Raw genomic sequence first — 26,502 nt, 5'->3', positions numbered from 1 at the left:
ATAGTCTTCCCGATCTTGTGTGCCTGAACAGTTGGTCCGGGATCGTCCGGGGTCAACCCCCTCCCGGCATTAAGAATGGCCGCCCTTCTGAGGGCTTTGCCCTCTGACCCGCCAGCAGGCCGGCAGCCTCCGGAAACCGGTTTGCTGATTTATCAGCGGATCCGGAGTGCCGGGATCTGTGGCTCCTGCCGGGTTCGGCCAAAGCCCGCACAGGGCCGCCGGCCGTTACCGGCACATAACCCGATCATACACAGGCTCAAGACAGGCCGCGCCCAGAAGTCCGGCATCCCGGGACAGAACAGCCTGCCTCACAAGAACACCTGAATCTTTCACAAGAATTCTCTGACGTACCGCCCGGTCGGCCGCCGCGACCAGCGCGGCGGAATTACCCAGACCACCCCCAACCGGAATAATGCTGCACCCCGTCACATTCACAACAAGTGCCAGAGCCGCACTCAGATAATGCAGATAAAACGTCATCGTGCGAACCGCCCGCGCCTCACCCCGCTCCCAGGCGGACAGAATGGAACGACTGTCGGACGCCTCGCCCCCCGCCCACACATGCAGACGCTCCAGCGCGCGCGCGCCGGCAATCGTGTCCAGACAACCGATCTGACCGCACCCACACCGGAAAGAAGGAATAAAAGCGGACAGATCCGTCCCGCCGGGCGGCGGAATAATAAAGGGTCCGTGCCCCCACTCCCCCGTCACACCCCCCAACCCCTGCACAATACGTCCGTCAATGACATGCCCGCCGCCAACGCCGGTGCCGAGAATAATCCCGAAAACATTGGCATGACCCCGCGCCACGCCAAAACGCGCCTCCGCAAGCGCGAAACAGTCCGCATCGTTGGCAATCAGAACAGGATGTCCGGTCCGAATCCGCAATAATTCCGCCAGATGCACAGTCGCAAGACAGGGAATATTCGCTGCATTCACAATCCCGGTCGCCGGGTCTTCCACACCCGCAATCGCGATATGTAATGGTACACCCGGCCAGGATGCACAAAGAGACGCCAGATTTTCCGTAAAAGCATCGAGGTCGCCGACCGGTGTCGGCAAAGCCTGCCGGTGCGTCATCTCACCGTCCGCGGACATCACAGCAAAATCGATAAACGAACCGCCAATATCCGCACAGAGAATCATGCCCGCTTCCATCTCGATCCGGATACTGAAAGCCGGACCACTGACGCGACAGATCGCCATGCCATCATCCGCACATCAACATCCTCATGGCTCCCCGGTTACCGGTCAGCTTCTGATTTGTAAATATAATAGTGATATTGACGGTCTTATGGTTTACCCGCTGAAATAAGTCGGCCAGAAAGATACCAATCCCTTCGGAACCGTCAGTCAGGAACGCACGATGCAGCCACGGCCCTCCACGCTGTCAGCCGGCCATCGCCAGATCCTGAGCGCGATCAGCAGGGAAGGCTCCAGAAGCCGCACCGAACTGGCAACACTCCTGGGCCTCAGCAAAGCCACCATCTCCGGGCTGGTCCGCGACCTCCTGGCGCAAAACATTCTCTGCGAGCAGGAACTGATTTTCGGCGTCGGCCGGCCCTCCGTTTCACTCGCCGTCCGCGCGGACGCGGCAAGTTTCATCGGAATCTCGCTTCAGCAGGACCCGGCCGTCCTGCTCCTCACCGACCTGCACGGCACCGTCCACGCCCGCGTCGAAATCCCGCGACTGTCCGATCCCGAACAGGCCATCAGGAGCCTCGCCGACGGTATTCTGCAACTCAGGGAAGAAGCCGGAGACGCGGCGGAACGCCTCTCCGGAATCGGCATCGCCCTTCCGGGCTTCGTCTCACACGACCGCCACACCTGCGTCACCTGCACAGCCCTTGGCTGGCGCAACGTGAATATCGGCACGGCTCTGGCCGAACGCACCGGACTGCCAACCTGGGTCGAAAACGACGCCAACGCGCTTATCCTCGGAGAGCAGCTGTTCGGCACCCTCCGGGGCAGCCCGGACTTCAGCATGGTGTTCGTCAGCCACGGCATCGGCTGCGCGCATATCGTCAACGGCCGCCTGCTCCGTGGCCATTTCGGGGGTGCCGGCGAACTCTCCCACGCCCCCGTGGCGCTTGAAGGATTCGGTGCCCTGCCCTGCCGCTGCGGCAACAAGGGGTGCCTGGAAACCGTCGCGTCCCTGCTGGCCATCAGCAACGCCGCGCATCGCGCCGGTCAGCCCACCGATATTTCCACCCTGACCGCTCTGGCCGCAAAAGGCCAGCCGGAGCCGCTCGCAATCCTCCATCAGGCTGGCTCGGCAATGGGCCTTGCTACCGCCCAGCTGATCCAGATGCTCGACCCGAGCCACGTGGTCGTCATGCTCGACAGCGTCCTGCATGACAGCGTGTTCGGCCACGCGCTTCTCAAGGAAGCCGAAACGCACATCCTGCATCGGGCCGGCGTCAGAACGATGATCCATTTCAGGGATTTCGCCGCGGAAAGCTTCGCCGGAGGCGCGGCCAGCCTGGCAGCGCACTATTTCATCTTCGGACCGGAAGCCGGCTGACAAAAGATCCGCAGTGCTGCCACCGCAATAAATTTGTGTCCTTTCCGCAACAATATCGCGGCCACTCCTGAAAAATGTTTGTTCACCTTGTAAATTAAATAGCTACGTTTTCGTAACTATTGCATACAAATGAAATCCGGTCATTCTAATTGCCATAACGCAATAACAGCATGCCCCCGCGGATCATGGCCTGCCAGAGGAATTGATATAATGCGTATATCCATCCGCCAGATTTCAGTTTCCTGTAGTATCCTCATCGGCCTGCAGGCACTGCACACCGAAGCCCGCGCCGACAGTACCACAACCGCCGGAACACCCGCCACCGCGCGACATGCCAGCAAACACGCCGCAACACCGAAAACGGGCAAAACAGCCGCGCCCCGCTCCGCGTCGGCTTCCGGATTATCCTCTTCCGTTCTCGGCCAGTTTACGAGCGCGCCGGAAGAAGTTTCCGTTACCGGTCATTCCATCTCGGCAACCGGCATCACCAACCATACACCCGGTGGCGGCCTCATGCCGGCACAGACCGCGCCACGATCACAGAGCGGCATCACGCGCGATTACATCGCCAAACAGTCGCCAACTGCCAATATCTCGTCCCTGGTCGCGGAACTGCCGGGCGTAACGTTTTCAAGCCAGGACCCGTTTGGCATGACGGGCGACCATATCTCCATGCGTGGTATGAACGAAACCCAGATCGGTTATCTGTTCGAAGGCGCCCCGCTGGCCGACCCGATCAACTACGAACCCTACACCTCGATGCTGGTCGACTCAGAAAATCTGGGGTCCGTCACCGTATCGCAGGGAGCGCCGGATCTGAACGCCCCGTTCTATAACGCCGTCGGCGGTCAGATTACCGCGACCGAGATGAACCCCGCTCATAAAATGGGCGGCTTTCTCGATGTCGGAGGCGGCACTCACAGCGCCAACAAAGAATTCATCCGTCTGGAAACAGGAGATATCGGAAATTCCGGCATACGCGGGTTCGTCTCCTTCTCACATACCGGCTATAATAACTTTCGCGGCCCCGGCGGCATGATGCGCTACCATGTCGACTCAAAATTCGTGAAAGAATGGGGGGACGGCAACAGTATTTCAGCGATCTTCTCCTATAACCGTCAACAGTCGACCTCATGGCGCGAACCCACCAAAGCACAGTGGAGCCAGTACGGCCTCGGTTTCGCCTACGATTCGAAATTTACCACCGGAGACGCCAACTATTACAAACTCAACCAGTCGAACATAAACAGCCAGCTTGTCGTCCTGCCAATGCACTTTACGCTCGCCGATCGCCTGAAGCTGCACGTCACACCGTATTACGTCCATCAGTTCGGCCCGTCCCTGGGCGGCGAAAACATCCCGGCATCCGGCGGTTATTACGGCACAACCCAGTACGGAACGCTTAACCCGGGAACAGGAACAGTCACCAATGGCAGTATCCTGACCGTAGGACGCGATCCATGGGATCAGAAAACCGGCGGCCTCAACGTCTCCGCTGACTGGAACATCACCCGCTCCAATACCTTTTCGTTCGGCTGGTGGTACGCCTACACAACCCACACGGAGCTGTCCGACTTCCTGCCGGTCGATGCCAACGGTCAGGGATGGTCAGCCAACAGCATCAAGGTCAACGGAAAAATCCTTTCCGGCTACGATCTGAGTTTCATGCAGCAGGTGAATACCCTGTTCATCGCCGACACACAGAAACTCCTGAATGACAAACTGACTCTCAGCGCCGGCTTCCGCGTCGCCATGGTGTCACGCCAGGGCACCAACCTCGTTCCGGGAGCCGATCCCTACAAGATGCAGGGCAACTATTTCGAACCCCTGCCGCAGTTCTCGGCCAGCTATCAGATCACACCGAAAGATCAGATCTTCATCAACGGCACGACATCCTTCCGCGCGCCGGAATCCGTCGAAGCTTACTCCCAGATTTTCGATCCGAACTCATCCCATGCCGTCGAGCAGCCACAAAGTCTGAAGCCGGAATACTCCATCGGCGAGGAACTGGGCTACCGGCGCCAGGGCTCGTTCTATAACTTCTCGATGTCGCTGTTTAATATCAACATGACTAACCACCAGGTGACCTCCACAGGCTATATCCCCGGCGAAAATCTCATGGTCGCTTCGCCGATCAATATCGGCGGCCAGACCTCCCGCGGCGTCTCGGCGGAAATCGGTTTCCGCCGCTGGCACCACTTCAGCCCGTATTTTTCTGGTCAGTTCCTGCATTCCACCTTTGATAATAATTTCAACACAGGAACGGGCCTGCTGCCTACAGCCGGCAAGATCGCCGTCGCATCACCGAAATTCACCGGCGCCATCGGCCTCAACTATGACGACGGCACATTCTTCGGAAACTTCCAGCTCCGCTATGTGGATACGCAGTACACCACATTCATGGATGACGAAAAAATGCCAGCCTATCTGACATCCGACGTCACACTCGGCTATCGTATGAAATCCTTCGGACGCATCAGACATCCGCAGATCCAGCTCAACCTGATGAATATCGGCGATAACCATTACCTCTCCGGATCAAGCTATACCTCCAACGCCCACACCCAGATCCAGACAAACGGCGTCGCCGTCGCGGGCAGCGCTCCAACCTATCTTGTCGGCGGAAACTTCGCCGCCATGGTCTCGGTCTCCACCGGCTTCTGATCCGGGCCGGAGTTGACAAACCGGATGACGTCACACAGTCCGGGTCAGAGCGGTCCCGCGCAGGCAGCGACCGTCCCGACCCGGATTTGCTGAAAGGAAAAGCACGCCTTGTTCCGGCTCCCGATCGCAAGCCCGGCCGGCCAGCACGGCTGGCGCCCCATCTTCATCATGGCCGCGCTGTTCTTCAGTATCGGATTCGTCACCTGGCTCAACGGCCCGCTCATTACCTTCGTGCAGGTCGCCTTCAACCTGAGCGACGTCGCCTCTTTTCTCGTGCCCGTCTGCTTCTACCTCGCCTACTTCATCTTCCCGCTGCCCGCCACACTGCTTTCCCGCCGCATCGGCCTCCGGCGCGGCCTGATCGTGGCCCTGGTCATCATGGCCGCCGGCACTGCCCTGTTCGGAGAATGCGTCAATGCCCGCCTGTACGCCGGCGCCCTCAGCGGGCTGACCGTCATCGGCGCCGGACTTTCCCTGCTCCAGATCACAATCAATCCCTATGTCAGCCTGCTCGGCGATCATGACCGGGCCGCCCAGCGTATCGCCATCATGGGCGTCGCCAACAAATTCGCGGGCATCCTCGCCCCGATGCTGTTCGCCGTCATCGTCATGCCACATGTCGGTGAAGTCGCCGCCAGTATCCGCGACGCCCCTCCCGGCCCCGAACGTGAAGCCATCCTGACCCGCTTCACCCACGCCGTGCACGCGCCATACGCCATGATGGCCCTGCTCCTGCTCGTCTTCGCCGTCCTCGTGGCCCGCTCCGCCCTGCCCGATATCTCCCTCGAAAGCGCCGCCTCCACCAGCAGCGCGGCGGCACCACGACGCGCCCACCCCCTCTGGCTCGGCACCGGCGTACTCGCCATGTTCCTTTATGTCGGCGTGGAAGTCCTGGCCGGAGACGCCATCGGTCTCTACGGCCGCTCCCTCGGCCTGTCTCTCGATGTCACGAAATATCTGACAGCCCTGACACTGGCTTCCATGATGGCCGGATACATAGTCGGCATGATCGTGGTGCCGCGCTTCTTCACACAGGAACGCTACCTCCTGCTCTCCTGCACCGCCGGCATCGCCATCTGCCTGCTGGCCATGATCACATCCGGAACCACGCCCGTCCTCTGCGTCGCCCTGCTCGGATTTGCAAACGCAATGATCCTGCCGGCACTGTTTCCCGTCGTGCTGGCCGAGGCCGGCACCGACGGCGCGCGGGCGACGGCCCTCCTCGTCATGGCCTTCTCCGGGGGGGCCGTTCTTCCCCAGCTTTTCGTCCATCTCGTGCCGGCACTCGGCACGAAAGCAGCTTTCATGAGCCTGGCGATCCCGTCATACATCTTTATCGCAGCCTGGATGCTCCTCATCTGTTTCCGAACCGCCGGACATCCTCCGAAAGCCGCCATCGTCACGGCCGGAGACTGAAGCCATGAAACTCGCTATCTGCCCCGACGCCACAGCCGCGCGCACGGTCGCCGCCCGCGTCATCGCCCGCCAGATCAGAAAAAACCCGGCCTCCGTCCTCGGACTCGCCACCGGCCGGACCATGGAAGCCATCTACCGCCTGCTGGCCCGCGACCACGCCGAAAACAACCTCGATTTTGCCGGCGTCACCACCTTCAATCTCGATGAATATGTCGGCCTGCCAGGCACGCATAACCAGTCCTATCGCTATTACATGCAGACGCATCTTTTCGATCATGTGAATGTCACACCCGCAAAAACACACGTGCCCGATGGCGCCGCTACCGACCCGGATGCCGAAGCCCACGCCTACGACACCAGCATCGCCGCCAGCGGCGGCATCGACCTCCAGCTCCTGGGCCTCGGCGAAAACGGCCATATCGGCTTTAACGAACCCCTCTCCGCCCTGACCTCACGCACCCGGGTCGTCACCCTCGATCGCGCAACGCTCGAACAGAACGCCGGCATGTTCGGCGGCAATCCCGAAAAGGTCCCGGCCCGCGCCCTGACCATGGGCACCGGAACAATCCTGGAGGCCCGCGAAACCCTGCTCGTCGTCACCGGCGCCGCCAAAGCCGGCATCCTCGCCCGCGTCGTGGAAGGCCCGCTCAGCGCCCTCGTCCCGGGCTCGGCCCTGCAACTTCATGCACACTGCCTCCTCGTGCTCGACGAAGCCGCCGCGTCCGCCCTGACACAACGTGACATCACCGACTGGCAGATGAAGCACGATCCCGAACTCGTCGCGCTTCTGGACCCTGTCCACACCTGATGAACGTCCCCCCGATGCGTCATAAACCGGCACCGGAGCTGGAAGTCTGCGTAGACAGCCTCTCCGGCCTGCATGCCGCCCGCGCGGGCGGCGCCGACCGGATCGAACTCTGCGGCGCTCTCAGCCTCGGCGGCCTGACCCCGTCAGCTGGCCTGCTCCGCTCCGCCACCCGGATCTCAGTCCCGGTTTTCGTCATGATCCGCCCCCGCGCGGGAAATTTCGTGTTTTCCGCCGACGAGGAAGACACGATGCACCGCGATATCGAGGCCGTCGGATCTGCCGGACTCGGCGGCGTGGTCCTGGGCGCCTCCCGTCCGGACGGAGCACTGGATACAGACTGCCTCCGCCGCCTTCTCGACCACGCAAAAACCTGCGGCCTCTCCCACGCCACCCTCCACCGTGCCTTCGATCTCACGCCCGACCCGTTACAGGCGCTCGAACAGGCCGTCGCCCTCGGTTTCGAACGTATCCTGACCTCCGGGGGCGCCCGGACAGCGGCAACCGGTGCCACAACATTGCGAACCCTTCACGAAAAAGCTTCAGGCCGTATCACCATCATGGCCGGAAGCGGCGTCACCGCACGCAATGCCGCGTCCCTGCTGAAAGAAACCGGCGCGGATGCTCTGCATTCCTCCTGCCGTGACAACACATCCTCCGAAACAGCCCAACCAGACAACGACCCTTTCGGTTTCGGCGCACGCCCCGCCGAAACCAGCGAATCAGCCGTGCGTGCATTGCGTGCCGCTATCGGCGCTTTTGCATCCAGTGGAGAAAACTATTGAAAACCGGACGCATTTTTTCCCGCCTGCGAACCACCCTGCTCGGAACAGCAACCCTGCTGACCGCCGCCAGCCTTTCCGGATGCGCAACGCCAGCCGCACCTCCCGTCATTACACAGGCCGCGCCCGCCGGACCGGCCCTGATGCCGATGCCCGCCTCGGCGGAATTCGCCACAGGAAGCCTGTCCCTTTCCGGCGGCCTCACGGTTCTCTGGGACAGCACACCCTCTCCGCTGCTGAAACGTGCCGCAACCCGCCTGGTCAGCCGCGCCAGCGCCCTCACCGGCCACCCCTCACCGGCCACAACCAGCGGACAGAGTCCCGTCCTCGCCGTGCATGTCCGTGCCGGCGCAGATCCCGACGCCCTGACAGTGCAGGCCAGAGAGGCCTATACGCTCTCGGTCGGCGCGGACGGCATCACCCTCACCGCCGATGGCCCCGACGGCGTGATCCACGGTTTTGCAACCCTGCTTCAGCTCATTCAGCAGACCCCGACCGGACCACAGCTCGCCTTTGCCCGCATCACGGACAGCCCGCGCTTCCCCTGGCGCGGTCTGATGCTCGATGTCTCCCGGCACTTCATGTCCGTCGAAACAGTCAAACGTCAGCTCGACGCCATGGAACTGACGAAACTCAATGTCCTGCACTGGCATCTCAGCGACGGCACGGGGTTCCGCGTCGAAAGCAGACGATTCCCGAAACTCCAGACAACCGGCGGACATCACCAGTTTTATACGCAGAACCAGGTCCGCGAAATCATCGCCTACGCCGCCGATCGCGGCATCCGGATCGTCCCGGAATTCGATATTCCCGGTCATACACTGTCGGTTCTTGAAGCCTATCCGGAACTCGCGGCCCAGCAACCCGTCCCGTTCACAAAACAGTGGAAGAATCCGGGCTGCGCCATCAGCAGCGATGCCGACACAACAACAGCAAACTGCAAGAAAGTCTTTAACTACAATAACGCCGCTCTCGACCCGACCAGCCCGGCCGTTCTGAACTTCGCCCGCGATCTGTACGCGGAAATGGGCGCCCTGTTCCCCGATAAATATTTCCATTCCGGCGGCGATGAAGTCGTGTCCGCGCAGTGGACCGCCAATCCGAAAATCGCAGCCTATATGAAGGAGCACGGCTATGCCGACGCCCCCGCCATGCAGGCCGCCTTCACCGCAAAAGTGGAACAGGTGCTCGCACATCAGGGCAAGATCATGATGGGCTGGGACGAAGTCAGCGAAGCCCCGATCCCGAAAGACGTCGTGGTCGAAGCCTGGCGCGGCTCGAAATGGATCGGCTCCGCGACAAAAGCCGGACACCCCGTCGTCGTGTCCTCCGGCTATTATCTGGATCTTCTGACGCCGTCCTCCACCCATTATAAAATCGACCCCCTCGACGTAAAGGCCGTCGGCCTCTCCGCCGAAGACGCCGCGCACGCCAGAAAGCATAATCCCGCCCTGGCCGACGCCTTCGCGCTCGACCCGAACGCCCCGCCGCTTGATGACACACAGAAAAAGCTCGTTCTGGGCGGCGACGCTCCCCTCTGGAGCGAACTCGTCACCGACCAGATGGCCGACGCACGCTTCTGGCCCCGCGCCGCCGCAATCGCGGAACGATTCTGGTCACCGGCAACCGTCACGGATGTCAACGATCTGGAACGCCGCCTGCCGCTCATTCAGCAGGAACTGGAAACAACCGGCCTGCAGGCCGGCGCGAACAACCGCCGCATGATCGACGAGATGGCGCCATCCAACACCGCACCGGTCGCCCTGCTCATCTCCGTCACCAGCCCGGTCCGTAATTATGCCCTCAACCGGCTGGCCTCCCCCACCGGCGATGCCATGCTGTCCGCGCCGGTCGCCGTCGCGGCCCCCGACAGTTTCGAAGCGATAACCTTCAATCGTCTCGCACAACGCTATGTCGCGGGAGACCGCAGCGTCGGGACCGACCTCCGCACCCGCCTGACGCGTTATGCCGGCAACGACAGCGCCTACGCGCAGATCGCGACAACACCGGCGCTGGAGGCCGCGCGTCCCGTCTCACAGCAGCTCTCCGCCCTCGCCACGCTGGGTCTTCAGGCCATGGACCCCGGTCACCATCACAAAACATGGCGACAGAACGCCGAACAACAGCTCGCCGCACAGGAAAAGACCTTCGCGGACTGCGCTTCAGCCGTGGCGTCCTATGCAAACAAACAGCCGCCATCAGGACTGCTGATCGCCATTGTGCCGGGTATCCGCACACTCGTCACAGCCGCACAATAAGCGGAGCGGAATACACTGAACAATCGTTTCAGTGACAAATGAGAACACTTCCCGGAAAATACATACGTTTTCCGGGGAGCGAAGAAAATTTCTGCAATCGTAACATTCTGTCGGAACCGACGAACGCTCCGGCCCCCGGACAGCCGCTTTACTGAACAAACCCATGCCGCGCCGCCGCAAATCCCCGGCAGGATTTATTACAGAACCCCGAGCCCTCCCGAACAGCCCGGAAACATCAGCCCCGGAGCGTCCGGCCAGCTACAGAGTCCGGCTCCCTAAGACCGTCCGGTTCCCGCATTTTTCTGACCGGAATCCACAACAACCAGCGCCTCGCCTGCAATCGGCGACGGCACCCGGTCCTTCGGCAACAATGCTTTGAACCGGTCATCGTAACTCGCCGCCTGCTCATATTCGACATCGAGCAGACCGTAATGATCCAGAAAAACATTGAACTTCGCCGGAATCCTCACGCATCCCTCAGAAGCCGGACGCCCGAGACGGCTTTCAAGAAAATCCGGGTCCGTCGCATGCATTTCCAGCCGGATATCGCCGGTTTCGCCCCCGGAAAGCCATCCCTTTTCCGCGTTATGCCACCCGAAATCCCAGACCCGCATCCCCTTCGCGCCAATACCGCGAATTCCATGCTCGTTCTTCGTGCCCTCGGCACGATAACCCAGCCGGTCCGTCGTGTTCGGAAAAACCCCCGTCGGCGTCACATAATAATATTTACGCCCCCGCGTGCCGGTCGAAACCTTCACGCTCCCCAGCACATGCCAGTCCGGTGAGTCCGGTAACGCGAGAATCAACGCCAGTTTCTGAACCGACGGATTACGGTCCACAACAACCAGAACCTGAGCCCTCGCAATAGCGAAACCGGCCGCATCGACCGCATCGCGCGCCATCTGCACCCAGTGAAGACGCTGCGCCATGGTCAGCGGCACAAGATGTGGCACGTCATGTTGTAACGCCTTCTCCAGACGACCGGCCTCGGCCCGCGCGGCTGCATCGTCCAGAGACGGCAATGGCGGAATGACAACCGGCGCCACATCCCCGGAGTCCGGCGTCGGAGAACCGGCCTGAGACCCGCCAGCCTCAGGCGGCGCGGGAGACACAGCTTTACTGTCCTGACAGAGTGCCGGCGAAGAACAGATTGTCGAAACCAGTACAGTTGCGGCGACAGCCGCCATCAGCCCGTTCATACTCTGTCCCACATCTTCACACGGCCGGATTACCCGTTCCCTGATTTACATTATTTCTTATAAAATGAAACGACGACCCTCTCATGCACTCAACATCATGTACATTCAGAAACCGTAAATCCTGTCACGAAACACCATCTCCATTTACGGCACATACCGGAAAAAGAGGCCTTTTTCGGATTGAGTGTGACTGTTTTTCTCAGGGCTTCGCCCTGAAACCCACCAAAGGCCGGGGCCTTTTGGAAACCGGTTTGTTCATAAAACGGGTGCAGGGGTCTGCGGCTCCTGCCGGGTCCGGGCAGGGCCCGGCACTGTCCCCCAAAAAAAGAAAGGCGCGCCATCAGGAGAAACCCCGACAGCACGCCTTCCGGAACAATGGAAACTAAACAGCCCCCGTAAAAAACGCTCAGATGTTCAGCGACAGCCCGTTCACACCAAGCGCCGCTTCCTTCACGGCCTCGCTCAGCGTCGGATGCGCATGGCAAACCCGCCCGATATCCTCGGATGACGCACCGAACTCAATCGCCATGGTGCATTCCGCGATCAGCTCGCCCGCGGCCGGACCCAGGATATGAACACCCAGTACCCGGTCCGTCGCCGCATCCGCGATCACCTTCACGAAACCATCCGTCATCCCCAGCGCGCGGGCACGTCCGTTGGCCATGAACGGGAACTTGCCAACCTTGTAAGAGACACCTTTCTCTTTCAGCTGCTCTTCCGTGAATCCGACCGTCGCCAGCTCCGGCCAGGTGTAAACCACCCCCGGAATAGCATCGTAGTTCACATGGCCAGCCTGACCAGCCAGCAGTTCCGCAACCGCAACGCCTTCTTCCTCAGCCTTATGCGCCAGCATCGGTCCCTTAATCACATCGCCGATGGCATAAATACCGGGAACATTCGTCGCATAATGCTCGTCAACCTCGATCCGGCCCCGCTTGTCGAGCGCAATGCCGGCCGCATCCAGCCCAAGCCCCTCGCTCGCCGCCGTCCGGCCAATCGCCAGCAGCACCACATCCGCCTCAATCGTTTCCGCCGCGCCGCCTTGGGAAGGCTCAACCGTCAGCGTCACGCCCTTGCCGGTCTTCTCGGCTTTCGTCACCTTATGACCCAGCTTCAGCTGCAAACCCTGCTTCGCCAGAATCTTACGGAACGCAGCCTCAACCTCGTTATCGGTGCCCGGAACCAGCCGGTCCAGGAACTCGACAACCGTCACCTCGGCGCCAAGCCGATGCCACACGCTGCCCAGCTCAAGCCCGATCACACCCCCACCGATCACCACCATCCGCTTCGGAACAGCCGAAAGCTCCAGCGCCCCGGTCGAGGTGACAATCACCTTCTCGTCAACGTCAACACCCTTCAGCCCGGCACTGTCACTGCCCGAGGCGATGACAATGTGCTTCGCCGTCACAGGCTTTCCGGCAACTGTCAGACGACCCGTGCCCTGAACCTTACCCTCACCCTTCAGCCAGGTGATGCCGTTCTTCTTGAAGAGATATTCAACGCCCTTGACGTTCGCCTCGACAATCCCGGCCTTCCGCTTCTGCATCTGTGCGAGATTGAGCTTCACGCTGGCAATATCCACGCCATGCACGGCAAATTCATGCCCCGCCGCATGGAAATTCTCGGACGAATGCAACAGTGCCTTGGACGGAATGCAGCCAATATTCAAACAGGTGCCGCCCAGCGTCGCCCGCTTCTCGACACAGGCCACCTTAAAGCCAAGCTGGGCCGCCCGGATCGCACAGATATAGCCACCAGGCCCCGCGCCAATCACCACAATGTCGTAATCGGTTTCGGAAGGCGCCTCAGACACAGCAGCCGGTTTCGCCGCCGGGGCAGGCGCGGGAGGAGCCGCGTCAGTCTTTTTCGCCGCTGCCGGAGCCGGCGCGGAAGCCGTCTTGCCGCCCTTCGCTCCCACATCCAGCATCGCCAGCACGGCGCCGACATCAACCTCATCGCCTTCTTTGACGACATGGCTTTCCAGCACCCCGGCAGCCGGAGCCGGAACCTCAACGCTCACCTTGTCCGTTTCAAGCTCGACAATGGGATCGTCCACGGCAACCGCATCGCCCGGCTGCTTCAGCCATTTGCCGACAGTCGCAGACGTCACGCTCTCGCCCAGCGTCGGAACCTTGATCTCGATAGCCATATTTCCCCGTCCCGATTGAAGCCGGTCGACGCCTCAGGTGCCGCACACCCCGCGCCGTCCGCCCGGTTCGCGCCCCGGCATCCCGGAGCCGCAGCACCTTACCCGGTCACTGCAAAAATCAGAAAACCACCCCGGAGAACGCCTCCGGGGCAGGCTCCCTCCCTCAGAGTCCGAGCAGCAGACTGCGCGGATCTTCCACATACTTCTTCACGCTGACCAGGAAGCTGACCGCCTCCTTCCCGTCCACAATCCGGTGATCGTAAGACAGTGCCACATACATGATCGGCCGGATCTCAACCTTGCCGTTCACCGCCACCGGACGATCGACAATGTTGTGCATCCCCAGAATGCCGGACTGCGGCGCGTTCAGGATCGGCGTGGACAGCATCGAGCCGTAAATCCCGCCATTGGTGATCGAGAACGTGCCACCGGCCAGATCGTCGATCTTCAGCGTGCCCTCGCGCGCCGCCTTGCCGAAGCCCGCGATCTTCTTCTCGATCTGGGCATGGCTCAGCTCTTCCGCATCCCGGATCACCGGAACCACAAGACCGTTCGGCCCGCCAACCGCGATCCCGAGATTGACGAAGTGACGATAAATCACGTCATCCCCGTCGATCTCCGCGTTGATCGCCGGAAACTCGGCCAGAGCCGCAATCACCGCCTTCGAGAAGATCGACATGAAGCCCAGCTTCACACCGTTCTTTTTCACGAACGCATCCTGAAACTCAACGCGCATCTGCTTCGCAGCCGACATGTCGATTTCATTGAACGTGGTCAGCATCGCCGCCGTGTTCTGCGCATCCTTCAGACGACGCGCGATCGTGCGACGCAGACGCGTCATCTTCACGCGCTCTTCACGCGGATCGTCCTGACGCGGCGGCCTGCTGGCCGCAGCCGGAACCGCAGCGGGAGGCTGCGACAGGAAGGCCAGAACATCACCCTTGGTGATCCGTCCGTCCCTGCCCGTGCCGGTTCCGACCTGATCGGCGGCAACACCCTTCTCCGCCATCATCTTGCGGGCCGCCGGCAGCGCGGCAACGGCATCGACCGGAGCGGATTTAACCGGAGCCGGAGCCGATTTCGCAACCGCCGCCGGAGCGGGCTTCGGCGCGGCGGCTTTCGGCGCCGCAGCCTCGGGAGCGGCAGGCTTCGCCGACGCCTTGCCGTTCGGGTCCAGCGTGGCCAGCAGAGCGCCAACCTCAACCTCGTCGCCTTCTTTCGCAACCAGGTTTTCCAGAACGCCGGCCTGCGGCGCCGGAACCTCAACCGTCACCTTGTCGGTTTCCAGCTCGGCAACAGGCTCGTCAGCCGTAACCGCCTCGCCTGCTTTTTTCAGCCACTTTGCAACGGTCGCCGTGGTGACACTCTCGCCCAGCGTCGGCACCTTGATCTCGACTGACATCTCGCTTCCCACTTCCCTTTTCGAATCCACATCTTAACAGGCCACCCGGACCTGCGACGCGTCGTCATCGCGTTATGCCGCCAATCTGCGGCGTTCGGAATTCACTCGCCAGCGACCTGCCATCACGTCTGCGAGACGTATCCCGGTGAGCACAGGGCAGGCATAAACAGCGCGCACAAAGAAAAACCGGGCCACCCTGCGGCGCCCGGTTTTCAGAAGCCTTCAGCTCAGGCCCAGCGCTTCCTTAACAAGCGCGGCCTGCTCGGCCGCATGGGTTTTCGCCAGACCGGTCGCCGGGCTCGCAGCAGTCGCGCGCCCCACATAAGCCGGACGCCCGACCTTATGGCCGGCCTTCTCAAGCGACCCCTCGATCAGCCGGTCAACAAAGTGCCAGCCACCGCCGTTCCGCGTTTCTTCCTGACACCAGACGATGTCTTTCGCAGCCGGATATTTCTTCAGCTCAGCCGCAAGTTCCGCCTCGGGGAACGGATAGAACTGCTCCAGACGGATAATCGCCGTCGTGTCGCGCTTCTGCTCACGACGCTCCTGAAGCAGATCATAATAAACCTTGCCGGAACAGATCACGACACGATCCACTTTTCCCGCATCAATCGGTTCAATCTCCCCGATCACCGGACGGAACGCCGTGTTGCCCTCAAAATCAGCCAGAGGGGAAACCGCCAGCTTATGACGCAGCAGTGACTTCGGTTCCATCAGAATCAGCGGCTTGCGGTAAGACAGCTTCAACTGACGACGCAGCGCATGGAAGTAATTCGCCGGGGTCGTGATGTTGCAGACAAACATGTTATCTTCAGCGCAGAGTTGCAGATACCGCTCCAGACGGGCCGAGGAATGCTCCGGACCCTGTCCCTCGTAACCATGCGGCAGCAGCATCACCAGACCGGACATCCGCAGCCACTTCGTCTCACCGGAAGCGACAAACTGGTCGATGATCACCTGGGCGCCGTTGGCAAAATCACCGAACTGCGCTTCCCACACCACAAGCGTGTTCGGGTTGTGCATCGTGTAGCCATACTCGAAACCCAGCACACCAAACTCGGACAGATGCGAATTCCAGAACTCCGCCTTCGTCTGGCCGGGCTCGATATGGTTGAGCAGCGTATAAGGCACCTGCCTCGTCTGATCGAAAACAACCGCATGACGCTGACTGAACGTGCCACGCTCCACATCCTCGCCCGAAAACCGGATGCGATGCTTCTCAAGCAAAAGCGACCCGAACCCCAGCGCCTCACCGGTCGCCCAGTCAATTCCTTCGCCCGTCTCAATCGCCTTCGTCTTGGCTTTCAGCTGACGGACAATCTTGGCGTTAAGATCGAAGCCTTCCGGAACGGTCGTGATCGCCGCACCGATTTTTTTCAGAACATCCGCTGAAATACCCGTCTTCGGCTGCGGCTGGTCACCCGATTTCGGCGCTTCCATCCCGGACCACGCCCCCTCAAGCCAGTCAGCCTTATTCACCTTGTAAGACTGAGCCGCCTTGAAATCCTCGTCGAGCTTCGCCTCGAAAGCATCCCACTGCGATTTCACACTGTCCTCGGACAGCACACCGGCTTTCACCAGACGATCGGCATACACGGCATGCGGCGTCATGTGACCGGCAATGGCCTTATACATGACCGGCTGCGTGAACACCGGCTCATCAAGCTCATTATGGCCATAACGACGGTAGCAGACGATATCGAGCACAACATCACTGGCGAATTTCTGCCGGTAATCCGCCGCCAGACGGGATACATAAACCACGGCCTCGGCATCGTCGCCATTGACATGCAGCACCGGCGCCTCGATGGCCTTCGCCATGTCGGACCCGTAAATGCCGGAATGTCCGTCAACCGGATTGGTCGTGAACCCGATCTGGTTATTGACGATAATGTGGATCGAACCACCCGTCCGGTAACCGGTGAGCTGCGACATCGACAGCGTCTCATACACCACACCCTGACCGGCAAAAGCCGCATCGCCATGGATCTGAATCGCCATGTGGGAGAGACGTGTCTCCGTGTCACCGTCATCGTCCTGCGCCGCGCGAACCTTACCGCAGATAACAGGATCGACCGCTTCCAGATGAGACGGATTCGGCTGCAACGAGATATGAACGGGATGACCGCCAATCTCGACATCCGTCGAGGAACCCAGATGATATTTCACATCGCCCGACCCGGCGACATTATCGGGCTTGAACGAGACACCGGCAAATTCACTGAACATCGCGACGTAAGGCTTGCGAACCACGTTGACCAGCGTGTTGAGGCGCCCGCGATGCGCCATGCCGATGGCAACCGATTTCACACCCTGCTGAGCAACCTGATCGATCACCGCATGAAGCGCGGGGATGGACACCTCGCCCCCCTCAAGCCCGAACCGCTTCGCGCCAACATAGCGCTTCTGGCAGAACGTCTCGAACCCTTCCGCTTCCGTCAGGTTCTTCAGGATCGATTTCTGCTCCTCGATCGTGACACTCTGCTGCCAGTTGTCGCCCTCAATGCGGGACCGGAACCACTCGCGCTGCTCCTCCGAACGGACATAAATGTATTCCGCCCCGATCACACCGCAATAAATCCCGCGCAGCGCCGCCACGATCTCCTTCACCGTCGCCGTGTCACGGCCCGACAGAAGCGGAGACAGCACCTTCCCGATATAAACAGGACGATCCAGATCACCGGCGCCGAACCCGTACGTCGCCGGATCAAGCTCAGGCGCCGGCTTCGGCACCTTCAGCCCCAGAGGGTCCGTCTTCGCCTCAAGATGCCCGAACTCGCGGAAACCGCGAATCAGCTGAGCAACAGCCAGACTGTCGGAAGCCGCCAGACCGGAGCCTTTGCCCGCAACGGCAGGAGCCGGCTCATCACCCGTGATGATCGACCTGCGCGGCGCCCAGGACGCGCCCGACGCATCCTGCAGGATCGAGGCCGCCTCATCGTCCAGCGAGCCAAACAGGCTCGCAAAGGACGGATCGACGCTCTTCGGATCTTTCGCCCATCGTGCATAAAGATCCGCGACGTAAGCAATATTGCTGCCACTCAGCGCCGCCGTAAGGAGATCGGTGCCCGCCATTATCAGAACACTCCCTTGTCTTGTCGCAAGTCCGCGGGAGAGGCATCAGGCACCACCGCCAGAAGCCGGTCCACAGGCCGTTCCCGCATGACTGTTGTCCGCAAAACTGAAAATCCGGTGATCCGGCGGCGAAAGAACGCCCGCGAAAGAGACAATCGCCCTGAACGTGAACACATACCCGACGTGCCTCCGTTGCCTGCCCGGCCAGTCACCCCGACTGCCGGTCACCCGACTCTGGCCCGGAAAAGCCCGGACCCGCTGGCAAATCTGCTAGACCCCGTAACCAGGCCGGACAAGACCGCCGGCTGTCACGGTCTGGAGAGGCAGCCCCCCGGAGCATGAGCGCGGGCCAGCCAGCTCTCGCTGCTCATCTCTGCCAGCCGGGACGCCGTGCGCGCGAAAGCATCCGCCCCCTCGCCCTCCGGAAAAAGCTGGTCCGGCGTGGCGTCAGCCGAGACAAACAGCAGATTTCCGTTGTCATAGAGCGCATCGATCAGCGTGATGAACCGGCGCGCGACATTCGCGTCGTCAGGGCCAAGCGCCGGAATATCGTCAACGACAATCACCGGAAAACGCTTCGCAACCGCCAGATAATCGCCCGGCCCCAGCGGCCGGCTACACAGAGAAGTGAAGTCGAACCGCGCAACCGGCCCCTGTGCATGATCGACCGGCAGAGTCCGCCCGCTGAACTCAAGCGTCACTTCCTCGGGTTCATGACCATCGCCATATCGCGCAACCACCTTGTCCAGCCGGTGCCGCGCCGTCTCATCCGCCGGGACGATCCAGGTCGTATCATCCTGCTCGCGTCCCCGCCGGTAATCCGTCTCCGAATCCAGCGTCTCCGTATCGAGATTACGATGAATGACGGCAATGAAAGGCCTGAACGCATCCGCCCCCGGACGATTCTGAAACAGATCGCCCGGCACGGTGTTCGACGTCGCAACAATAATGACGTGTTCCTGAAACAGCGCGTCGAACAGACGACCAAGAATCATCGCATCGGCAATGTCATTGATCTGAAACTCATCGAAGCACAGCAACGTCGCATCCGCCGCGATCGTCCGCGCAAGCGGCGGAATCGGATCGGACATGCCCGGATTCTCAAGTTTCAGCCGCCGCAGCCGCTGATGCACTTCCTGCATGAACGACAGAAAATGAATCCGCTGCTTCTTCTTCAGCGGCGCGCAGGAGAAAAACAGATCCATCAGCATCGTCTTGCCGCGCCCGACACGCCCGACGATATAAACACCCCGGGGCGGTGGCGGACCCTCCTTCTCCCGGTGCAGCACAGCCGGCAAACGCCGCATCACTGATGCCAGAAACCCCTTCTTCTCCTTTTCCGGCTCCGGTGGGACCGGCGGCGGATGATAGGTTTTCAGCTCCGTCCAGAGACGGTCCAGCCGCGCCGCAACCCGCTCCTGATCCGGATCAGACCTGAGCAGGCCGTCCGCCACGCGCGCATGATAAAGCGCAAGCGGCCCCACATCCTGCGGCACGGCCGCGACGGCGGAAACCAGGTCGGACACACGATCGGCGGATCTGTCATTGAGAACGTTCATACTCAGCCGATAGCGAGAGAGAGAGCTATCAGCAAGATTCAGCCGCCCTTCACACCACCTCGTGAAACCCCGATCACGCTCAGGTGAACGAAACCACCCTGTCCGGACGCCCCGGCTCCGCGTTACGCCTTAAAAAAGTGCTCTGACGTCCCGATAACGGACGTCAGAGCAGCCCTGTCGTTTCCGGACACAAACCACCTCAGAACCACAAAAGGCATAGCATCATGACCGACTGGACAGACTGGAACGCCCGCCGCGAGCACCTCGGCACAGCCATCGGCAATTACGCCAGCCTGTCTCCGGACACCGTCTCCGCCGTGCTTGCCCTGAACGGTGCTGGCGAAAAAACCGGCCACCTGGATGCAAAAACCCGGGAACTGATCGCCCTCGCCGTCGCCGCCACAACACGCTGCGACGGCTGCATTACCATCCACGCCGCCGAAGCCGCGAAAGCCGGCGCAACACGCGATGAAATCGGAGAGGCCCTGAGCGTCGCCATCGCCCTGAACGCAGGCGCGGCACTCGTTTACTCGACCCGCATCCTCGATGCCTTCGACGAAGTAAAGAAAAACATCTGAAACCCGCAATGCCCCGCCCGTCGATCAGCATCAGCGGGCGGGGTAACAGCTTCGGACCAGACACATCGCCGCCACCGGCAACAAAGCAGCCCTCAACGACCCCCCGACCATAACGACCAGCCACCCAGGGCAATGACACGACAACCGGCGCAAGCCGCGCGTCCGGCTCCCGAAAAGCTGAAACACCCCCGACATGCACAGAAGTACCGGAGTCTCCGCAGATTCCGGAATCGCTCCTGCGGCCAGAGCATTTTTACTGAAACCATATGGTTCTGATAAAGCCCGAAATCACCTTAAAGAAAATGATTCCACATCCCAACTTCAGGATGAAAGATAAAAGTCAGCGGAAATCCCGGCTGAATTTCGTAAAATCAAATAAACTGAGTCAGATAATCTCTGATAACAGAAAACTATTTCTGATACTTTTCATAATCGATAAAAAATATCCCGGCAAAGAAACGCCGCCGGGATACCGTCTCTGACAGAGCCGTGGATCAGCCCAGAGCGCCCGTGCCGTTCGTCGGGAAAGCAATCGTGGTAAGCGAGAGAGAACCACAACCGCTATAGCTCTGAGCCCCCTGAATCGCGGCCACCGTCTGCTGCAGGAAGCTCTCAGCACCGGAAACCGACATGCCCTTCGTGTCGGCATAACCGATCTGCATGTCCGTCGCCACGTTCTGCCACGCACTCGCAGTCGTGGAGCAGCTGGCGCCGTTGATGTAATCAGCAGCAACATTATACATGCCCGCCAGATACCCCGCATACGCTCCGATCAGACCGGAAAGCGATGTGGAAGACCCGCAGGACGGTTGCGGATTACATGATGAATGACCTGCTCCGCCGCCGCCAAAACTGCGGCAGCCACCGGAGACTTCATCAAGTTCAGCAACCGAGAGTTCGCGCATGGTGGACATCGTATTTTGCTCCGTTTCCTGAATGCCAGAGTTCACGTCATCTGATGAAATCGATGTAACGACACCCCGGAAATAATCAAAGACAATAAACCGTTAAAAAACAAAAAGACTGATTTTCATTTTCCTGTTTTTGTATTTTGATATATTCAGAGAACTACATAAATATAGCATAAATTATAATAAATATACCGTTAAACAGAAAACGACCACCATAAAATGCGGCATATTATTACCGGAGCACAAAACACCCCGGCACTTCCCGCTTCTCAGACACAGACGGCTCTGTTCCCGTTTTCTCCGGACTTTGTCCCGGAACCCGCCAAAGGCCAGAGGCCTCCGGAAACCGGTCTGTTTATCGACAGATCGGGGCGGGGCCGGACAACAACCACGGATGACACCCGCCCGCCCTGTGGCTCCATCACACAACACGCCCCCGTTCCGCGAGCCCCCGTGACCATTCTCATCTACACCGCCGCCGCACTCGCCGAAATCGGCGGATGCTACTCCTTCCGGATCTACCTGCGCGAAGGCCGCACCCCTCTCTGGCTCGTCCCCGGATGCGCCTCCCTCGTGCTGTTCGCCCGGCTCCTCACTCTCATCGACACAAACGCCGCCGGACGCGCCTATGCCGCTTACGGCGGAATCTACATCACCGTAGCCCTCATCTGGCTCCGGGCCGTCGATGGCGTCCACCCGGACCGCGCCGATATCGCCGGCGTCCTCCTCAGCCTCGCCGGCGCCGCCATCATCCTGCCGGCCCCGTACCGGAACTGAACCCGCCACACAAAAACCAGCCTCACGAACACCCGGCAACGGGAAAACCCCTTGCCTTCCCCGCCGCTCTGTCCGACATCACCGCCCATGACGTACTCCGTGAAGGAACTCTTCCACACCCTGCAGGGCGAAGGCGGACAAACCGGCCGCGCCGCCGTGTTCTGCCGCTTTGCCGGATGCAATCTCTGGACCGGCCGCGAAGCCGACCGGGAAAAAGCCACCTGCCAGTTCTGCGATACCGACTTCATCGGCACCGACGGTCCCGGCGGCGGCCGGTTCGACAACGCCAAAGCCCTGGCCGAAGCCATCGCCGCCACATGGCCCGCACCAGGCAGAGACCGCCGCTTCGTCGTCTTCACCGGCGGAGAACCCCTGCTCCAGCTCGACACACCGCTGATCGACGCCGTACATGAGCAGGACTTCACCATCGCCGTCGAAAGCAACGGCACCATCGCCGCCCCGTCCGGAATCGACTGGCTCTGCATCAGCCCGAAAGCCGGCAGCACACTCCTGCAAAAAAGCGGACAGGAACTGAAACTCGTCTATCCTCAGACCACCTTCGACCCGCAGGATTTCCTGGCACTCGACTTCGAACAGTTCTGGCTCCAGCCAATGGATGGCCCCGACCAGAAAACGAATACGGACGCCGCAACGCAGTACTGCCTCGAACACCCCCGCTGGCGCCTCTCACTGCAAACCCACAAACTGATCGGAATCCCCTGATCATGACCGCCTCAGCCAATACCCCCGCCAGCCTGAACAGCGCCCTCGTCGTCTTCTCCGGCGGCCAGGATTCCGCCACCTGCCTCGCCTGGGCCCTGGACCGCTTCGACCGCGTGGAAACCCTCGGCTTCGATTACGGCCAGCGCCACGCCGTCGAACTCACCTGCCGCGACACGCTCCGCACCGGCATGGAACAGATCGACCCGACGTGGAAAACAGCCCTCGGACCGGATCACACCATCGCCCTCGATGCACTCGGCAAAGTGTCAGAAACCGCCCTCACCCGCGAAACCGAAATCACCATGAGCGAAAGCGGCCTGCCCAGCACCTTCGTGCCCGGCCGCAACCTCATCTTCCTGACGTTCGCCGCCGCCCTCGCCTACCGGCGCGGCCTCCGCCACATCGTCACCGGCGTCTGCGAAACCGATTACTCAGGCTACCCCGACTGCCGCGACGACACGATCAAAGCCATGCAGGTCGCCCTCAACCTCGGCATGGACACCCGCTTCGTCCTGCACACCCCCCTGATGTGGATCGACAAGGCACAGACCTGGGCCCTCGCCGAAAGCCTGGGCGGCGAAAAGCTGGTCACACTCATCAATCACGAAAGCCACAGCTGCTACCTCGGCACCCGCGGCACCATGCACCCCTGGGGCCATGGCTGCGGCACCTGCCCGGCCTGCAACCTCCGACGCAGCGGATGGGAACAGTACGAAGCCACCCTGACAGGCCACCCCCATGGCTGATCTGATCTTCACCCGCCGCTTCTCCATGGGCCACCGCCTGATCCACGGCGCCAGCGAAAGCTGCGCCCTGCCCCATGGTCACAACGAGTTCGTCACCATCCGCCTCGAACCGGCATCCGCCAGCCGCCTCGACGGCCACGGCAACATGCCGGTCTCGTTCCAGCGCGCCAAAAGCGGCTGGCACCGCTTCGTCGATGAACGCCTCGACCATGCCCTGCAACTCGCGGAAGACGATCCGCTCCTCGCCTGGTTCCGCACACAGGAACCCGCCCGCGCCGCAAGAATCATCGTCACCCCCGGCGATCCCACAACGGAACTGATGGCCGGCCTGATGAAGGCAAAACTCGACGCCATGCTCCTCGCCGATGGCGACGTCCTGCGCTGCAAAACCATCACCCTGCAGGAAACCCCCACCAACACCGTCGAATTCACTGGCAACCCGCTCGATTTCCTGCCCGCGCCAAGACCGCCGGAACAATGCTGGTGGCGTCGGGCTGACATGACGATTGCAGATCAGACACTCTGACCGTCTCAGGGCGCTGCCCTGACCCCGCCAAAGGTCAGAGACCTTTGGAAACCATCTGAATTTATCAATAAATCAGGGTGCAGAGGCCTGTTGTCCCTGCCGGATTCGGGCCAGGCCCGCATTCCGCCAGCCCCTTTTGCAGACAAACCGGGATCAGAGGGACCATGTCCCTTTGCGGGTTTCAGGGCAGCGCCCTGCACACCCCCACCCCGTAACCCCATGAATTGTCTAAACAATCCTCCGGAACGAACCCCTGACAGCCACGCAGATACCATAAATCCCGACATATATTCAGATATATCTTGACGTGAGATATATCGAGACCTATATCGGTGTTCATGAGAAACAGATCCAGACACGCAGACGGTCGGCACCGTCACACATTCTCCCCCGAAACCGGCGACGCAGGCGGTCGCCCTCATGATCGCAGCGAAGGGCCGCCCGAAGACAGGCGCGATGAAGACAGGCGCGGCGAGGGCAGACGCGGCGGCAAAGGCGGCCCGCGCGGCGAAGGCCGGGGACGTCATGGCGGCGGCGGGCGCGGCGGACACCGGCTGTTCGATTACGGCGAACTCCGCCTGCTCGTTCTCGCCATGATCGCGGAACAGCCCCGCCACGGCTACGAACTCATCCGCGTCATCGAGGAAAAATTCGGTGGCAGCTACACGCCAAGTCCCGGCGTTATTTACCCCACCCTCTCCTGGCTTGATGACTCAGGCTATGCCGGCATGGTCGAAGAAGGCGGCCGCAAGAGCTACCACATCACGCCGGAGGGACAGGCCTTCCTCACCGAAAACCGCAAAGCGGCCGATGAGGTTCTCTCCCGCTCCATTCCCCGGGACAAACGGGGCGGACGCGATAAGGCACCGGCACCGGTTGTCAGGGCAATGGAAAACCTCAAGCTGGCCATGCGGCTGCGCATGAGGCAGGGCGAAATGGAGCAGGACACGGCAGAGAAAATCGCCGCGGCGCTCGATGCTGCCGCACAGGCCGTCGAACGAAGCTGAAACCCATACCCGGACAGATGCGGGGAAAAGTTATTTCTCTTTGCCGTGCCGGTCAATTTCCCGTTTCAGAGCCGCGAAATAAGACTCCCTGAACTGCCTGCTCAATGGTGCATCGGGGATGAATACATCGAATACATGATAAGCCCCCGGAATAACACAGACTTCCGTGGGCACACCCGCGGCCATCAGCCGACGCGCATACTCAAGATCCTCATCCAGAAACAGGTCCAGAGACCCGACGCCGATATAAGCCGGCGGCAACCCCTTCAGATCCGTCGCGCGAAACGCCGAGGCATATTCGGAAATCCCCTCGCTCCCCGGCGCTTTGCCCAGATAGGCATTCCACGCGTAATGATTGGCGGAGCGCGTCCAGATATACCGGCCCAGCTCCGGGGAAGGCATCACCGTCGTCCCGGTCCGGTCATCCAGCATCGGATAAATCAGGAGCTGGAAAAGAACTTTTACTTCCGCCCGGTCACGCGCCAGCAGAGCCAGACAGGCGGTCAGCCCCCCTCCGGCACTATCCCCGCCAATGGCAAGACGAGCCCGGTCAATCTCCAGATAAGCGGATTGCTCATGCGCCCATTTCAGAACGGCGTAGCAATCTTCTATAGCCGCCGGATATGGCGCTTCAGGCGCCAGGCGATAATCAACGGAAAAGATGACCAGCCCCAGCTCGCTGACAAGCTCCCGGCAACGGGCGTCATCCACTTCCGGCGTGCCGCTGACAATGCCGCCGCTATGAATATAAACCAGCGCCGGCGCATTCCGGTGGCCTCTTCGGGGGCGATAGATCACGACCGGAACATCCGGAGCTCCCGCCGGACCCGGCACGGAACGCTCTTCGACGGTCACGTCCGGATGTTCCACGACAGGAACACTGCGGATGGCCGCGATAAACGCCTTGCGCGTTGCGGCGAGTGTCTGATCCGAAAGACCATCGAAGGACGGCAGAACTTTCAGAGTCTCCCGAAACTCCGGAGCAACAGGATTGTGGGACATAGGGATTTCTCCGCGTTGTTTGTCCTCACGATAGATGGCGCCGTCCGCTCCGCCTCATCACGTCCAACTGATTGAACAGAAAGTGTTTTCAGAAGCGTTTTACACGCCCTGGGCACCTGTTTCGTGTTCATCGCAAGGACAGCCGGCGCCGCAGTTTTTCATAATGCAGACAAATACAGACAACATATTACTTAAAAAGCGGAGCCCGCGACCGCTCCAGTACATGCCCGGTTCAATCCACCAGCACGTGAAAGCCTGACCCGAGCTGCAAAAATACAAACACGCCTCTGCCATCAGAACCGGAGCGACGATCCGCCAGCCTGGTCCCCACCGCGAAACGCCACCCTTAATCGCTTTTCCATACCGGACCAGAAACGAAAAAAGTCCGTAACTTCATGG

General features: G+C 60.8%; 20 protein-coding genes. 12 read left to right on the top strand and 8 right to left on the bottom strand.

All coding sequences use genetic code 11. The annotated features are described in order from the left end of the window. Positions 1-225: 225 nt before the first annotated feature. Positions 226-1,206 carry an ROK family protein gene (locus GOB90_RS02405; RefSeq protein ID WP_198912606.1) on the bottom strand — a complete coding sequence of 327 codons (981 nt, stop codon included), beginning with the start codon at positions 1,204-1,206 and terminating at the stop codon, positions 226-228. A gap of 160 nt (positions 1,207-1,366) precedes the next feature. Here GOB90_RS02405 and GOB90_RS02400 point away from each other — a divergent pair, with 160 nt between their 5' ends. The 6 genes from GOB90_RS02400 (at position 1,367) to GOB90_RS02375 (ending at position 10,449) form a co-directional block, all read left to right on the top strand. Then, positions 1,367-2,524 carry an ROK family transcriptional regulator gene (locus GOB90_RS02400; RefSeq protein WP_146889265.1) on the top strand — a complete coding sequence of 386 codons (1,158 nt, stop codon included), beginning with the start codon at positions 1,367-1,369 and terminating at the stop codon, positions 2,522-2,524. A 210-nt stretch (positions 2,525-2,734) separates the two neighbouring features. Beyond that, the gene (locus GOB90_RS02395) at positions 2,735-5,188 is read left to right on the top strand and encodes a TonB-dependent receptor (RefSeq protein WP_146889268.1); all 2,454 of its coding nucleotides are present in this window, start codon (positions 2,735-2,737) and stop codon (positions 5,186-5,188) included. 108 nt (positions 5,189-5,296) lie between these two features. Further along, complete coding sequence (gluP, locus tag GOB90_RS02390) at positions 5,297-6,604, top strand: glucose/galactose MFS transporter (protein ID WP_306309443.1); 1,308 nt, start codon at positions 5,297-5,299, stop codon at positions 6,602-6,604. Between the two features lie 4 nt (positions 6,605-6,608). Further along, complete coding sequence (nagB, locus tag GOB90_RS02385; protein ID WP_146889272.1) at positions 6,609-7,412, top strand: glucosamine-6-phosphate deaminase; 804 nt, start codon at positions 6,609-6,611, stop codon at positions 7,410-7,412. A gap of 14 nt (positions 7,413-7,426) precedes the next feature. Further along, positions 7,427-8,194 carry a copper homeostasis protein CutC gene (locus tag GOB90_RS02380; protein WP_146889275.1) on the top strand — a complete coding sequence of 256 codons (768 nt, stop codon included), beginning with the start codon at positions 7,427-7,429 and terminating at the stop codon, positions 8,192-8,194. Further along, positions 8,191-10,449, top strand: a complete 2,259-nt coding sequence (locus GOB90_RS02375) for a beta-N-acetylhexosaminidase (protein ID WP_242011738.1) — start codon at positions 8,191-8,193, stop codon at positions 10,447-10,449. The genes GOB90_RS02380 and GOB90_RS02375 overlap by 4 nt, the downstream gene beginning before the upstream one ends. A gap of 275 nt (positions 10,450-10,724) precedes the next feature. On the opposite strand, the gene GOB90_RS02370 is transcribed toward GOB90_RS02375, so the two are convergent. The 5 genes from GOB90_RS02370 to zapE form a co-directional block, all read right to left on the bottom strand. Then, a complete protein-coding gene (locus GOB90_RS02370; protein ID WP_373322084.1) occupies positions 10,725-11,636 on the bottom strand; it encodes a L,D-transpeptidase in 912 nt (303 codons plus the stop codon). Between the two features lie 418 nt (positions 11,637-12,054). Then, positions 12,055-13,797, bottom strand: coding sequence for a dihydrolipoyl dehydrogenase (gene lpdA / locus GOB90_RS02365; RefSeq protein WP_146889281.1), 1,743 nt, complete (start codon positions 13,795-13,797; stop codon positions 12,055-12,057). Between the two features lie 163 nt (positions 13,798-13,960). After that, a complete protein-coding gene (odhB, locus tag GOB90_RS02360; RefSeq protein WP_146889284.1) occupies positions 13,961-15,199 on the bottom strand; it encodes a 2-oxoglutarate dehydrogenase complex dihydrolipoyllysine-residue succinyltransferase in 1,239 nt (412 codons plus the stop codon). A gap of 222 nt (positions 15,200-15,421) precedes the next feature. After that, positions 15,422-18,274 (bottom strand): 2-oxoglutarate dehydrogenase E1 component, encoded by a 2,853-nt coding sequence (locus GOB90_RS02355; protein ID WP_146889287.1) that lies wholly within the window; start codon positions 18,272-18,274, stop codon positions 15,422-15,424. A gap of 308 nt (positions 18,275-18,582) precedes the next feature. Continuing rightward, positions 18,583-19,833: a cell division protein ZapE gene (zapE, locus tag GOB90_RS02350; RefSeq protein WP_146889290.1), complete on the bottom strand. Its 1,251-nt coding sequence runs from the start codon at positions 19,831-19,833 to the stop codon at positions 18,583-18,585. Positions 19,834-20,057: 224 nt separating this feature from the next. On the opposite strand from zapE, the gene GOB90_RS02345 reads away from it, so the two are divergent. Then, positions 20,058-20,411 (top strand): carboxymuconolactone decarboxylase family protein, encoded by a 354-nt coding sequence (locus GOB90_RS02345; RefSeq protein WP_146889293.1) that lies wholly within the window; start codon positions 20,058-20,060, stop codon positions 20,409-20,411. 494 nt (positions 20,412-20,905) lie between these two features. Here GOB90_RS02345 and GOB90_RS02340 read toward each other — a convergent pair whose 3' ends face one another. Then, entirely contained in the window at positions 20,906-21,325 is a 420-nt protein-coding gene (locus GOB90_RS02340; protein ID WP_146889296.1) for a hypothetical protein, read from the bottom strand. A 450-nt stretch (positions 21,326-21,775) separates the two neighbouring features. Here GOB90_RS02340 and GOB90_RS19900 point away from each other — a divergent pair, with 450 nt between their 5' ends. The 5 genes from GOB90_RS19900 to GOB90_RS02315 all read left to right on the top strand — a co-directional run bounded on the left by GOB90_RS19900 (position 21,776) and on the right by GOB90_RS02315 (position 25,101). Then, positions 21,776-22,099 carry a YnfA family protein gene (locus GOB90_RS19900; protein WP_261765976.1) on the top strand — a complete coding sequence of 108 codons (324 nt, stop codon included), beginning with the start codon at positions 21,776-21,778 and terminating at the stop codon, positions 22,097-22,099. 87 nt (positions 22,100-22,186) lie between these two features. Next, positions 22,187-22,822 carry a 7-carboxy-7-deazaguanine synthase gene (gene queE / locus GOB90_RS02330; RefSeq protein WP_146889302.1) on the top strand — a complete coding sequence of 212 codons (636 nt, stop codon included), beginning with the start codon at positions 22,187-22,189 and terminating at the stop codon, positions 22,820-22,822. Between the two features lie 2 nt (positions 22,823-22,824). After that, entirely contained in the window at positions 22,825-23,568 is a 744-nt protein-coding gene (queC, locus tag GOB90_RS02325) for a 7-cyano-7-deazaguanine synthase QueC (RefSeq protein ID WP_146889306.1), read from the top strand. After that, the gene (locus GOB90_RS02320; protein WP_146889309.1) at positions 23,561-24,094 is read left to right on the top strand and encodes a 6-pyruvoyl trahydropterin synthase family protein; all 534 of its coding nucleotides are present in this window, start codon (positions 23,561-23,563) and stop codon (positions 24,092-24,094) included. The genes queC and GOB90_RS02320 overlap by 8 nt, the downstream gene beginning before the upstream one ends. Before the next feature lie 338 nt (positions 24,095-24,432). Then, positions 24,433-25,101, top strand: a complete 669-nt coding sequence (locus GOB90_RS02315; protein ID WP_146893156.1) for a PadR family transcriptional regulator — start codon at positions 24,433-24,435, stop codon at positions 25,099-25,101. Between the two features lie 30 nt (positions 25,102-25,131). Here GOB90_RS02315 and GOB90_RS02310 read toward each other — a convergent pair whose 3' ends face one another. Beyond that, positions 25,132-26,103: an alpha/beta hydrolase gene (locus GOB90_RS02310; protein WP_146892082.1), complete on the bottom strand. Its 972-nt coding sequence runs from the start codon at positions 26,101-26,103 to the stop codon at positions 25,132-25,134. Between the last annotated feature and the right edge of the window lie 399 nt (positions 26,104-26,502).

Source organism: Acetobacter oeni (assembly GCF_011516825.1).
Classification (GTDB): Bacteria; Pseudomonadota; Alphaproteobacteria; order Acetobacterales; family Acetobacteraceae; genus Acetobacter; species Acetobacter oeni.
The sequence above is the reverse complement of the archived record's forward strand: the minus strand, read 5'-3'. Positions and strand labels throughout refer to the sequence as shown.